The organism is Herbaspirillum robiniae (genome assembly GCF_002213415.1).
Taxonomy (GTDB): domain Bacteria; phylum Pseudomonadota; class Gammaproteobacteria; order Burkholderiales; family Burkholderiaceae_D; genus Herbaspirillum; species Herbaspirillum robiniae.
Map to the genome: position 1 here is coordinate 313062 of NZ_NJGU01000004.1, position 12017 is coordinate 325078.

A 12017-nucleotide genomic window follows, 5' to 3' on the forward strand; every position below is an offset into this window, starting at 1 on the left:
AGGGCCGCTTATCGGACAGGTCTGCTGCCCGCCGGGACAGCGGGGCTGGTGGTGCTCTGGTCGAACAGCTGCGCCAGCTGGCGCGCACGATGGGTGCGGGACGAACTCGCCACGAGTTCATCGTCGGCCACATGCGCGCTGCCGTCTTCGATGGCGTTGACGAAACGCTCCAGCACCGGCGCGATGGCCTCGCGCGAGGTCATCGCGGCGATGTCGTGGAAGCCCGCCGCGATGAGCGTGCCGGCGGTTTCCCCGGCCGGGTCGAGCAGGCCCAGGATGGGTTTGCGGGCACGGAAGTATTCATAGATCTTGGCCGGGATCTGCTTGTTGAAGGGCGTGCCCTGGAACACCAGCAGGCCGTCGGCGTCCAGCATTTCGCGCAGCGCCTCGCGGTAGGGAACGGGCGGCTCCACCGCCACCATGTCGGCCACGCCGCAGGACTCCACCAGCGCCTGGAAATACGCAATCTCGCTGGGCGCGCGCAGCACTACCCGCAGGCGCCCGGCGTCGATGCGGCCTTGCCGGCGCAAATCGGCGATGGCGTTGAGGAAGGCGCTCGGGTCGCGGCCTTCGGTATAGAGCACGCCGCTGTGCACCAGCGTCACCGGCCGCTGCCCGGGACGGCGGGCCGGCGGTGCCGGTTCGGCGCCGTCGAGCGCGAAGGACTGCTCGTCGTAGCCGTTCTCGATCACCTGGAACTTGGCATGCAGATGCGCCGGAAAGCGTGCCTTGTACGACTCCAGCGCTCCCCGGGTGGTGAAGGTGGCGCAGGTGCAGCGCTCGATGGCGCGTCGTTCGATCCAGGCGAACATCCTGCGTTGCAGGGGATTGCTGGGGAAGTCCACCTGCAGCATGGGGTCGCGGAAATCGGCGATCCAGGGCAAGCCGGTCAGGCGCTGCAGGGTCAGGCCGATCAGGTGCGCGGTGGCGATCGGGAAGGTCGACCAGATCACCGCCGGCTTGTGCTTGCGCACCATCGCCAATGCGACGGGCACGGCGAACAGCCACCAGCTGATCCAGCGATCGGGCAGGGCCAGCAGTTGCGGATACCGGCCACGTATGCCCAGGTGGCGCTTGGCGTCCAGCGCCAGCGGCCGGCGCACCTCGATGTCGGCCGGCACGCTGGCCAGCTGCGACGCATTCTTGCGCTCATAGGCCATCGGCGCGGCCGAGACCACCATCGGCTTCCAGCCGAAGCTGCCCAGGTTCCGGGCGAAGCTCAGGGTTCGCTGGATCCCGCTGCTTTCCGACTGCGGCGGAAAATGGAACGCGATCAGCAATGCGCGGTTTTGCATGTTGGCCACAGGGTGAGATGAATGAGGTTGGTTCGACATGGCTTCAGGCTCCTCGCTGGGCCAGCCAGCGCAGCAGGCGCAGGCCGAACATGATGGGGGTGCGATCCCAGGGACGCCCGCGCGGGATCTCGTAGCGGGCGCTGTCGGGACCGGCGGACCCGCCGGCGGTGGTGAACGCGGCGTCATAGCCGGCCGCGCCGATCATGCGCACATGGCGCATGTCGTAGTCGACTCCGGCCTTGCCGTTGGGATAGGCGAACAGGCGCAGCGGCTGCCGGACGATCTGTTCCAGCGCATGCTTGTTGTCGACGATCTCGCGCAGGGCATGTTCGTCTTCCACCTTGCTGAGGATGGGATGGGTCACGGTATGGCCGCCGATCTCGTTGCCCGCGCGGGTCAGCGCCACGATCATGGCGCGGTCCAGCATCAGGTCGGCAGTGTCCGGGTTACCCGCGCATTGTTCGAGCGCGGCGATCACCCGCAGGCGCTCAGGCGGGGGCATGTACTTCGCATATTCGTTGATCACGGTGGCGATGTGCAGCCGGCTTTCGGCATCGCTCACCACGCCGCCCTTGCGGCCGGCCGCAAGCGCCGGCGGCAGGCCCAGCGCCTCCCAGTCGAAGGCGCCTTCGGGCAGGCGCCGCACCGCCTCGAGGATGCGGTCGTTCCACATGCTGCCGTCGTCGAGATGGGCGGTGGTGGCGAAAATGGTCGCCGTCAGGCCGAACTCCTGCAGCACCGGCAGCGCCAGCTCGCACACCGAGCGATAGCCGTCGTCGAAGCTGATGCACACCGCGCGCGGCGGCAGCGTGCCCTGGCGCATGCGCTGCAGCGCTTCCGGCAGCGGCAGCACGTTGAAGCCGTCGGCCAGCAGCCGCATCTGCCAGCGGAAGCTGGCGAGGTCGACCTCCGATTCCAGCAGCGGATCCGGGCGCTCCAGGATGCGGTGGTAGGTCAGGATGCACAGGCGCCGCCGGCGTCTTCCGGCCAGCGCGATGAGGTTGCCGCCCAGGCGCAGGAGCAATGCCAGCGGGCCGTGGCCGCGTGCGCGCCGGGTCATGGCCGCCTCTCCGGCGCGGCATCGGCCGCCGGCGCCTGGTGGGGGTCATGGGCCTCGTAGGTGCGCGGCGCCATGGCCGCGTACGGGGACGGACCGGCCTTGACCACGCATTTCTCCAGCACCACCAGCAGCACGATGATGTAGTAGTACAGGTCGAAGTAGGTCAGCGAAAGGAAGGCGCCGCCCACCGCGTAGCCGACCACGCTGACCTGCGCCATGGCGGCGAGGTCGCCCGCCCACTTGAGTTCGGGCCTGCCTTTGCAGTATCGGATGATGCGCCCGCCGCAGCGCCAGGTGCACCACATCAGCACCAGGAACAGCAGCAGGCCGACCGGGCCCTGTTCGCCCAGCGCCTGGAAGTAGATGCTGTGGGCCACGTGGAAGTCCAGCGGATTGGGCGCATACAGGTAGAAGATCTCCGGCGAGAACACCTTGAAGCCGCCGCCCAGCACATGATGCGTGGCCACGTTGACGGCGAAGTGCCAGGCATTGATGCGGCCCAGCGCCGAGGCGTCCTTGTTGTAGGAGTCGATGGTGCTCATGCGCGCGAACCACTGGTCCGGCATCACCGTATAGACCAGCGGGATCAGCAGCAGCACGATCAGGCCGGTGGTGAGCTTCTTGCGGCTCTTGAGCCACAGCATGGTCAGCATCACGCCGCCGCCCAGCAGGGCGCCGCGCGAATAGGAGCCGACCACCGACACCACCGTCAGGATGCACACCGCCAGCATGGCCAGCCTGACCCAGCGCCGGGTAGCCTGCATGTGCAGGCCCCAGAGCAGGGGCAGCACCGTGAGCAGCGCCAGGGCGAGGTCGTTGTTGTCGGCGATGAAGCTGTCGGGCGGGCCGTACACGTGGTCGCCGCCGCCCGAGAGCAGCGTGAAGACGCCGCCCTTGACGCCCCAGAACCCCAGCGACAGGCCGATCACCCAGGCGAAGTCGCGCGCGTCGCGCTCGGTGTTGAGCGCGGCCATGCTCACCAGCACCATGAACATGGTCTTGATGACGGTGTTCCATTCGCCCCAGACCAGCTTGGGCTGCAGCCCAAAGAAGCAGGTGAAGGTGATCCAGAAGATGAACATCATCAGCACCACCGTCGTGCTTTGCAGCGGGAAACGCTTGGGCTGCTTCGACAGCATCAGGCTGACCAGCGTGGTACCGGCCACCAGGGCCGCGAACGGGAAGTCGTAGGCGAAGCCGTAGGTGAGCCGGTGCGGGTTCATCAGGCTGAGCCAGACGTAAGCCATCACGCCGGCGGCCGGGCGCTTCAGGATGTAGGGCAGGGTCGCCATGACCATGGCGAAGACCAGGTAATCACGCATGAACTCAGCCGGCCTTTCCGATGACGTCGCGGAACAGGCGCAACTGGCCGGCGGTGGTGTCGTCCCAGCTGAAGCCCTCGGCATAGCGGCGGGTGGCGGCGCGCTCGGGACCGGCAGCCAGGAGCGCGCGCACGGCCGCGGCGATGCCGGCGGCGCTGCGCTCCTGCATCAGCACACCGGCGTCGGCGTGCGCCACCACCTCGGGCGTGCCCCAGACCTTGCTGGCGGCCACCGGCGTGCCGCAGGCCATGGATTCCAGCAGCACGTTGGCCCATCCTTCGCGGCTGGACGAGAGCACCATGACGTCGGCCGCGCCGTAGTAGTCGCGCAGCGTCGCCTGCGGCAGCGGACCGAGGAAGCGCACTCGCCCGGCAACCTGGAGCTGGTCCGCCAGCGCCTGCAGGCGCGCGAGTTCCGGGCCGCTGCCGGCGATCAGCAGCGTGGCCTCCTTCAGTTCGGTCAGGGCGGCGATGGTCAGCTCGTGGCCTTTGACCGGCACCAGGTTGCCCACCGACAGCAGCGTCAGGCCGTCCATCTGCAGCTGCTTGCGCAGCGCGGCGCGGTCAAGCGGAGGACGGAACAGTTCCAGGTCCACGCCGTTGCGCAGCGACACCACCTTGGCCGGATCCGCGCCCAGCGCGAGCAGCTCCTCGCGCAGCGCCGCGCATACGGTGATGACGCCGGCGGCGTTGTCGGCGGCCCAGCGGATCATCCTGCCCGGCCATTTGTAGCCGGGCAGCAGTGTGATGTCCGAGCCGCGGGCGGTGATCACCACCGGCTTGCGGAAATACTTGCCCAGCATCATGGCAGCCACGCCGTCCGGATAGAAATAGTGGGCGTCGATGGCGTCGAAGTCGAAGCCCTCGTCGATCAGCTTGCGCAGCACCGGTTTCATGGCGCGGGCCATGAGCAGCGGCGCCGGCGTCATGCCGACTTTGGGCAGCAGCAGGTAGCGCGGATGCAGGACCTGGATGCCGGAGCGCACCTCGGCCGCCGGAACGCGCGCAAAGCGGCCATAGCTGCCGAAACGCGCATGCCGCAGCGGAAACCAGGGCACCGGCGCCACCACGCGCGACTCCACTTCGCCGCTGGCCACCAGCTGGCGCAGGCGGGTCTCGACGAAGATCCCGTGGCCGGGGCGTTCGTGATTGGGAAACAGCGTGGAAAACGTCAGCAGCTTCATGGCGCGGCGGGAGAAACAAGGCGTGGATAGATGTTCTGGTAGCGCGCCACGCTTGCGGCCCAGTTGCGTTCGGTTTCGACGAAGTGGCGTCCGGCCGCGCGCAGCTGCGGCCATTGCTGGGGCGCGGCGAGCAGCGCCAGCACCTTCTCGGCCAGCGCCTCGGGGGCGCCGGCGGCGAACAGCACGCCGGTCTTGCCGTCGACGATCAGCTCGCGATGGCCGCCGACGTCGGATGCCGCCACCAGGCGTCCCTGCGCCATCGCCTCGAGCGGCTTGAGCGGCGTCACCAGGTCGGTCAGCCGCATCTTCAGGCGCGGATAGACCAGCACGTCGATCAGGTTGTAGTAGCGCTGGACCTGGTCGTGCGCCACGCGCCCGGTGAACACGACCTTGTCTTCGATGCCCAGCTGCGCGGCCAGCGCGCGCAGTTCCTTGTCCTGCGGGCCGCCGCCGACCAGCAGCAGGCGCACATCGGGATTGCCCGCGAGCATCGCCGGCAGCGCCTTGAGCAGCACCGGCAATCCCTCGTAGGCATAGAAGGAGCCGATGAAGCCGAGCAGGGTCTTGCCCTCCAGGCCCAGCTCGCGCGCCAGCGCCGGATCGGCCGCCTGGCCCAGCGTGAAATCCTCGATGTTGACGGCGTTGGGGATCACCGTCATCTTGGCCAGCGGCACGCCGCGCGCGGCAATGTCGGCGCGCAGGCCTTCGCAGATGGTGGTGACCGCGTCGGCGCGCTTGAGCGCATAGGTTTCCAGGGCGCGCGTGATCCGGTAGCGCAGCCCGCCTTCGGTGCTGGTGCCGTGATCGACCGCTGCATCCTCCCAGAACGCGCGCACTTCATACACCACCGGGATGCCCAGGCGCCGGCCCACGCGCAGGGCGGCGATGGCGTTGAGCGCGGGCGAGTGGGCGTGCAGCACGTCGGGGCGAATGCGGCGGGCCACTTCCTCCAGCCGCTTGGCCAGGCTTTCGATCACCGCCAGCTGGTTCAGCACCGGCAGTCGCGCCAGCGGCCCCGACGAGAGCGGCGTGCGGAAGAAGCGCCAGCCGTCGACGTCCTCTTCCAGCGCGGCGATGGCGCCATGCTTGGTGCTGGTGATGTGCGACGTGGTCCAGCCCAGCGCGCGTTGCTGCTGCAGGATCGACAGCGTGCGGAAGGTGTAGCCGCTGTGCAGCGGAATCGAGTGGTCGAGGATGTGCAGGATATGCATGATCGGGTATCCGTGTGGTGAGCGGTCAGGCGACGCGGGCCGCCGGCAGCTCCGCCGCGGGGCTGGCGTGCAGCACGTTGCGCAGGAAGGAGGCGAACATCAGCAGCGCCCACAGCGGCGCCGCGTAGTCGCGCCGGCCGGACTGGTGCTGGCTCACCATCTCTTCGATGAAGGCCATGTCGAAGATCCCGGTCTCGCGCAGCAGCGGTCCCAGCAGGCTGTCGCCGAGGGTCTGGCGCAGCGGGCCGCGGAACCAGCTGCCCAGCGGGATCGAGAACCCCATCTTCTTGCGGTAGAGGATGTCGTCGCCGAGGGTGCCTTCCAGCGATTTCTTGAAGATGTACTTGCCTTCGCCCTCGCGCAATTTCATGGCCGGCGGCAGCGACGACACCCATTCGACGAACTGGTGGTCCAGCAGCGGCACCCGCACTTCCAGCGCATGCGCCATGCTGGCGCGGTCGACCTTGGTCAGGATGTCGCCGGGCAGGTAGGTCTTCAGGTCCAGGTATTGCAAGAGCGAGAGCGGGTCGTCGGTCGGCGATTGCGCCGCGTGGCCGCGCATGACTTCGATGGCGTGGTAGCCCTGCAGCTGCCGGCGAAAGCCCGCGCTGAAGAGCCTGCTGCGCACGCGGTCCGGCATGATCGACACGCCGTGGAAATAACCCTCCACCGTGTCGCGCGCCAGCGCCTCGAAGGTGGTCTTGGCCCGCAGCACGCGCGGCGCCCAGTCGGCCTTGGGGTAGTGGCGGCCGAGGAAGCCGAATACCGGCTTGCGCAGGCTGTCGGGCAGCGAGGAGCGCACCCTTTCCTCGGCCATGGCGTAGCGGTAGCGGCGGTAGCCGGCAAAGTTCTCGTCGCCGCCGTCGCCCGACAAGGCGACCGTCACGCGCTGCTTGGCCAGCTGGCAGACGCGGTAGGTGGGGATGGCCGAGCTGTCGGCGTACGGTTCGTCGTACAGGTTGGCGAGGATGTCGATCAGGCCGTAGTCGTCCTTGTCGACGGTTTCGACATGGTGGCGGGTGTGGAACTGCTGCGCCACCTGCGCCGCGTACTGCGACTCGTCGTAGGCCGGATCGTTGAAGGCGATGGAGCAGGTATTGACCGATTCGCCGGTCAGCTGCGACATCATGGCCACCACCGCGCTGGAGTCGACGCCGCCGGAGAGGAATCCTCCCAGCGCCACATCGGTCACCAGGTGGGTGCCCACGGTCTCGCGCAGCCGCTCCAGCAGTTCGGCCGCGACCTCGTCGACCGGCCGCGCGCTGCCGGGCTTGAAGGGGACGTCCCAGTATTTGCGCTGCTGAGGTTCGCCGCCCTGGTCGCGGCGCAGCAGGATGGTGTGGCCCGGGCTGAGCTTGTGCACGCCGGCGAAGATGGTGCGCGGCTCCGGCACGTAGCCGTAGGCGAAATAGTCTTCGACCGCGCAGGGGTCGAGCTGGCGCGGCAGGGCCGGATCGGCCAGCAGCGACTTGAGTTCGGAGCCGAACAGCAGGCGACCGTCAGGCAGGGCGGCATAGAACAGCGGCTTGATGCCCAGCCTGTCGCGCGCCAGCAGCAGCGTCTGCTGCGCGCGGTCCCACAGGGCGAACGCAAACATGCCGCGCAGGCGCGTGACGCAGGCCTCGCCCCATTGCTCCCAGGCGTGCACGATGACTTCCGTGTCGCAGCGCGAGCGGAAGACGTGGCCCAGCGCCGTCAGCTCCGTCATCAGCTCGCGGTAGTTGTAGATCATGCCGTTGAACACCACCACGACGCTGCCGTCTTCGTTGAACAGCGGCTGCTGGCCGCTCGACAGGTCGACGATGGAAAGGCGGCGATGCCCCAGGCCGACGCCCGGCTCCAGGTGCATGCCGCCTTCGTCCGGTCCGCGATGATGCTGGGTCTCGTTCATCCGGTCGAGCAGCGCCCGATCGATGTCGGGGTTTCCGCGCAGGGCAAAGATGCCGGTGATTCCACACATGGTTGAACGGGTCCTTATACGGTATCGCGGCGTTGTTTGGCGGCCAGCATGCGGTCGTACATGCCGGCGTAGGCTTGCAGCATGGCGTTCATGCTGTACTGGCGCTGGCTGCGCTCGTGGCCGGCGGCGCCGTGGCGCGCGGCCAGGTGCGGCTGCTCGACGTAGGCGGCCATCGCGCGCGCCATGGCCTGCGGGTCCGACGGCGGCACCAGCGTGCCGGTGACGCCGTCGACCACCACCTCGGGAACGCCGCCGACCCTGGTCGAAATGACCGGCAGTGCGCTGGCCATGGCCTCGAGGATGGTGACCGGCGTGCCCTCGGCAATCGAGGACAGGGTGAACACCGAGAAGCTGCGCATGAGCGCATCGACGTCCATGCGGCCGCCGGGCAGCCACACCAGGTCCTCGATGCCGGCGGCGGCGATCTTTTGCTTCAGCGCCGGCAGCAGGGGGCCTTCGCCGACGATGGCCAGGCGCAGCCGCGAGCGCTGTTGCGGCAGCAGGGCCAGCAGCGCGATGAAGGCATCGACCAGGCCGGCATGGTCCTTGACGTCCTGGATGCGGCCCACGGTGCCAAAGACGAAACATCCCGCGGGAAGCTGCGCCATGGCCTGCCGCACGCCGCCCTCGACCGGGCGGAACTTGCCGGTGTCGACGCCGTTCTCGAGCAGCAGGTTCTTGCGGTCGGGCACGCCGATGGTGTTGCGCAGCCAGTCGCGCAGATCGGCCGAGACCGCGTAGTAGCAGTCATAGAACGGCAGCACCAGGCGGCGCAGCAGGTTGTGCCGGCGATTGGTGCCTTGCGGGTCGCGCGCATCGCGTCCGTGCTCGCCGTGCACCCGCACCGGCACGCGCGCCAGCGCCGCCGCCGGCGCATATTCGATGGCAGGAAGGTTGTAGGTGTGCAGGATCGCCGGACGCAGGCGCCGCAGCAGGCGCCAGAGATGCAGGTGCGTGGCCGGCGCCAGGCCGGGCGGCTTGTGCAGCGCGTGCAGCGACACGCCGGGCTTGCGGATCTTGCCGGCGAATTCCGTGTAGTCGGTCAGGCAGACCACGGCGTGCCGGTACCGGTCGTCCGGCATGCCGTTGATGCAGTCGATGAGCAGCGTTTCCAGTCCGCCGAAATCGAGCCGGTAGATCAGGTGTACTACCAATGGGGGAGAGTGGTCCACGCTGTTCCTAAGGCTTGCCGTTGTTGTTCAGGGCCGTCGCGATGGCGGCCAGGTTGTCGTTCAGGTAGCTGCGCAGCGTCTGGCGCGCCTGCTCCGGTCCGTCGCTGATCGGGGTGAAGACAAATACCGCCGCGCCGTCGTCGCCGCGCATCTCCAGCTGGCTCTTGGTCTGCAGCAGCTTGGCCAGGTAGTCGTTCTCGACGAAGCGCCGGTCGATCCAGTACCAGCGCCAGATCAGCGTCGAGCCGGTCGGGCCCTGGATGATTTCCTCGCGCACGCTCAGCGCCTGTCCGGCAGGCCCGGCAATCGCTTCGCTGCGCACGGTGTTGCCGGTGCGCGTCCACGGGCTGCCCTTTTCCGGCAGCACGCGGTTGACCGAGCTGACCAGGGTGGCGCCGGGGCGTTGTTCGCGGTAGTAGCGCAGGTACACGCCGACCTGCATGCCGTCGCTGCGATAGAAGCGGTTCAGGTCGGCCACGCCGGGATGGAAGGCGGGAGTCCAGTAGGTGAAGGCGATGCCGTCGTTCCAGCTGGGCGAATGCAGCTCGAGCCTGACCGGCGCGCCGGCGGAGTCCAGCCGGTTCATGTAGCCGGCGTAGACCGGGCCGATGCCGATGCCGGCGACGGTGAGCACGGCGCACAGCAGCAGGCGGGCGTTCCCGGGGCCGGCGAAGCCCAGCGCCGGCGTCGGCACGGGATGGTGCGCCTGCTCCGGTGGCGTCGGCGGCGCCGCCTTTTTCGGGTCGATCCAGAAGCCGCCGATCCAGAACATCAGGAACATCACCAGGCCGAAGAACAGCCAGCCGTAGATCAGGTGGTCGACGCCGACGGCCAGCTGCATGCTGCTCAGGTGGCCGATCATCACGATCAGGTAGGCGCGCAGCCCGTTGGCGATCACCGGCACCACGACCGACAGCAGGATGAACGCCGCCTGGCGCCAGCGCGAACGATAGCTGAGATGGGCATACAGCACGCCCAGCGTGATCGACGCGATCAGGTAGCGCACGCCGCTGCAGGCCTCCACCACCGACCAGCGGCCGGAAGGAATGACGAAGGTGGTGCCCTCGCGCCAGACCGGGATCCCGGTCATCTGCAGGGCCCCGATGGTGAAATCGGCGGTGAACTCGATCAGCGGCTCGATCAGGATCTCGCCGGCGGGGACGGCGAACAGCAGGAACGCCAGCGGGAAGGCGATCACCCGGGCGATGCGCAGGCCCAGGAGGGTGATCACCGAGCTGATCATGATGCAGACCAGGGCGAAGTGCTTGACCACCTGCACATCGGCCAGTTCGCCCAGCAGCCAGCCGAATCCGCATACCGCCACCAGCGCCAGGGCCGGTAGGAAAGGCGCCGGCGCCAGGCCCCGCAGCTCGCTGCGCTGGCGCCACATCAGCCACAGGCTGATGGGCAGGATCAGGTATTGATGGGTGAAGGTTTCCGAGCGGTTCCAGATCGCCACCATCGACATCAGCGTGTCGCGGTAGGCCAGCAGCGGCGCGGCCAGGGCCAGCGCCAGCAGCAGCATGGCGGAGGTCGAGAGGCGTTGGGCGAGCGGGAGGTCGGCGGGGCGCATGGATAGCCTTACGAAGCGTGGAGTTGAACGTCGGGCCGGTGTTCGAGCAAGGTATCCAGCACCGCCAGCTGGCGATCCCAGCCGTACTTCTCTTCGATGGTGGCGCGGGCGCTGGCCGCAAGGCTGGCGCGCGGGCCGTCCGGCAGTGCGTCCTGCAGCAGCCGCACGGCAGCCTCGGCGAAGGCGGCGGCGCCGTCGGCCACCAGCAGATCCCGTCCCGCCGCTGCGGAGATGCCTTCAAAGGCCTGCGGAGACGCCAGCACCGGCATGCCCATGGCCATGGCTTCGAGCACCTTGTTCTGGATGCCGCGCGCCACGCGCAGCGGCGCCACCGCGAAGCAGGCGTGGGCGAGGTAAGGGCGCACGTCCGGGACGGTGCCCGTCACGCGCACGCCGGGCAGATTAGCCAGCGCCTGGACTTGCGCGGACGGACGCGAGCCGACGATGTAGAACAGCGCCTGCGGATGGCGCGCGCGGATCAGCGGCAGGATCTCGCCGGCGAACCATTGCACGGCGTCGATGTTGGGCCAGTAGTCCATCGCCCCGGTAAACACCATCACGGGGCCGGCGTCTTCATAGGGATTGTCGAGGCGATGCTGCGGCGAAAAATAGCCGGTGTCGACGCCGTTGTTGAGGAATCCGATCTTGTGCGCGCTGGCCGGCGCCATCCCGCGGAACAGCTCGGCCTCGGCCTGCGACACGAACAGCGACACGTCGGCGCCGGCGGCCACGCGCTGCTCGTACTGCAGCAGGCGCCGGCCTTCGCGGCGATACACCCAGTTCATCGGCCAGGCCTTCTTGGCGGCATATTGCGTCCACTTGTCGGAGTCGACGTCGACGAAGTCGACCACGCTGCGCTTGAGCCGCGCATCCTGCGCGTATTGCGCCATCACCGACGAGAACACCAGCACCCGCGAGATCGGCGCGGCATCGAGCTGGCCGCTGACCCAGTCGCGCAGGCCGCGGTTGCGGTAGTAGTCCAGGCTCAGCGCCCGTGTCGATGCCAGCGCAGGCAGGCTGCGCAGGCGCGCGCGCATGCCGTCGAGACGGGCGAAATGCGCGGCATGGCAGTAGCCCTTGACCGTGTCGGCGTATTGCCAGTCGGCGGCATCGTCGATGAACGTGGCCAGGTGCACGTGATAGCGCTGCGCCAGGTGCTTCAGCAAATGGAACGAGCGTATCTTGTCGCCCTTGTTGGGCGGATACGGAATGCGGTGCGCCAGGAAAAGCAGGTGTTCCAC

At 68.4% G+C, this 12017-nt stretch carries 9 protein-coding genes; all 9 read right to left on the reverse strand.

The window, feature by feature from the left end:
- Positions 1–8 precede the first annotated feature (8 nt).
- The 9 genes from CEJ42_RS08115 to CEJ42_RS08155 are packed head-to-tail and all read right to left on the reverse strand — an operon-like array spanning position 9 to position 12017.
- On the reverse strand, positions 9–1334 hold the full coding sequence (locus tag CEJ42_RS08115) for a glycosyltransferase (RefSeq protein ID WP_243397820.1): 1326 nt from the start codon (positions 1332–1334) through the stop codon (positions 9–11).
- A 4-nt stretch (positions 1335–1338) separates the two neighbouring features.
- Complete coding sequence (locus CEJ42_RS08120; RefSeq protein ID WP_079214619.1) at positions 1339–2355, reverse strand: polysaccharide deacetylase family protein; 1017 nt, start codon at positions 2353–2355, stop codon at positions 1339–1341.
- Positions 2352–3677, reverse strand: coding sequence for a putative O-glycosylation ligase, exosortase A system-associated (locus CEJ42_RS08125; protein ID WP_165774406.1), 1326 nt, complete (start codon positions 3675–3677; stop codon positions 2352–2354). Before CEJ42_RS08125 ends, CEJ42_RS08120 begins: the two co-directional genes overlap by 4 nt.
- Positions 3678–3681: 4 nt before the next feature.
- Positions 3682–4860, reverse strand: coding sequence for a glycosyltransferase family 4 protein (locus CEJ42_RS08130; protein ID WP_088750582.1), 1179 nt, complete (start codon positions 4858–4860; stop codon positions 3682–3684).
- Positions 4857–6071 carry a TIGR04063 family PEP-CTERM/XrtA system glycosyltransferase gene (locus tag CEJ42_RS08135; protein ID WP_079214622.1) on the reverse strand — a complete coding sequence of 405 codons (1215 nt, stop codon included), beginning with the start codon at positions 6069–6071 and terminating at the stop codon, positions 4857–4859. The genes CEJ42_RS08130 and CEJ42_RS08135 overlap by 4 nt, the downstream gene beginning before the upstream one ends.
- 25 nt (positions 6072–6096) lie before the next feature.
- The gene (locus CEJ42_RS08140) at positions 6097–8031 is read right to left on the reverse strand and encodes an XrtA/PEP-CTERM system amidotransferase (RefSeq protein ID WP_088750583.1); all 1935 of its coding nucleotides are present in this window, start codon (positions 8029–8031) and stop codon (positions 6097–6099) included.
- A 14-nt stretch (positions 8032–8045) separates the two neighbouring features.
- Entirely contained in the window at positions 8046–9203 is a 1158-nt protein-coding gene (locus CEJ42_RS08145) for a TIGR03088 family PEP-CTERM/XrtA system glycosyltransferase (RefSeq protein ID WP_088750584.1), read from the reverse strand.
- A 7-nt stretch (positions 9204–9210) separates the two neighbouring features.
- Positions 9211–10776, reverse strand: a complete 1566-nt coding sequence (gene xrtA, locus CEJ42_RS08150; protein WP_088750585.1) for an exosortase A — start codon at positions 10774–10776, stop codon at positions 9211–9213.
- Between the two features lie 8 nt (positions 10777–10784).
- Positions 10785–12017: a TIGR03087 family PEP-CTERM/XrtA system glycosyltransferase gene (locus CEJ42_RS08155; protein WP_088750586.1), complete on the reverse strand. Its 1233-nt coding sequence runs from the start codon at positions 12015–12017 to the stop codon at positions 10785–10787.

Excerpts from the sequence above, each read along its gene's own strand:
- CEJ42_RS08115 (WP_243397820.1), bottom strand. The coding sequence starts at position 1,334 with ATGTCGAACCAACCTCATTCATCTCACCCTGTGGCCAACATGCAAAAC.
- CEJ42_RS08120 (WP_079214619.1), bottom strand. The coding sequence starts at position 2,355 with ATGACCCGGCGCGCACGCGGCCACGGCCCGCTGGCATTGCTCCTGCGC.
- CEJ42_RS08125 (WP_165774406.1), bottom strand. The coding sequence starts at position 3,677 with ATGCGTGATTACCTGGTCTTCGCCATGGTCATGGCGACCCTGCCCTAC.
- CEJ42_RS08130 (WP_088750582.1), bottom strand. The coding sequence starts at position 4,860 with ATGAAGCTGCTGACGTTTTCCACGCTGTTTCCCAATCACGAACGCCCC.
- CEJ42_RS08135 (WP_079214622.1), bottom strand. The coding sequence starts at position 6,071 with ATGCATATCCTGCACATCCTCGACCACTCGATTCCGCTGCACAGCGGC.
- CEJ42_RS08140 (WP_088750583.1), bottom strand. The coding sequence starts at position 8,031 with ATGTGTGGAATCACCGGCATCTTTGCCCTGCGCGGAAACCCCGACATC.
- xrtA (WP_088750585.1), bottom strand. The coding sequence starts at position 10,776 with ATGCGCCCCGCCGACCTCCCGCTCGCCCAACGCCTCTCGACCTCCGCC.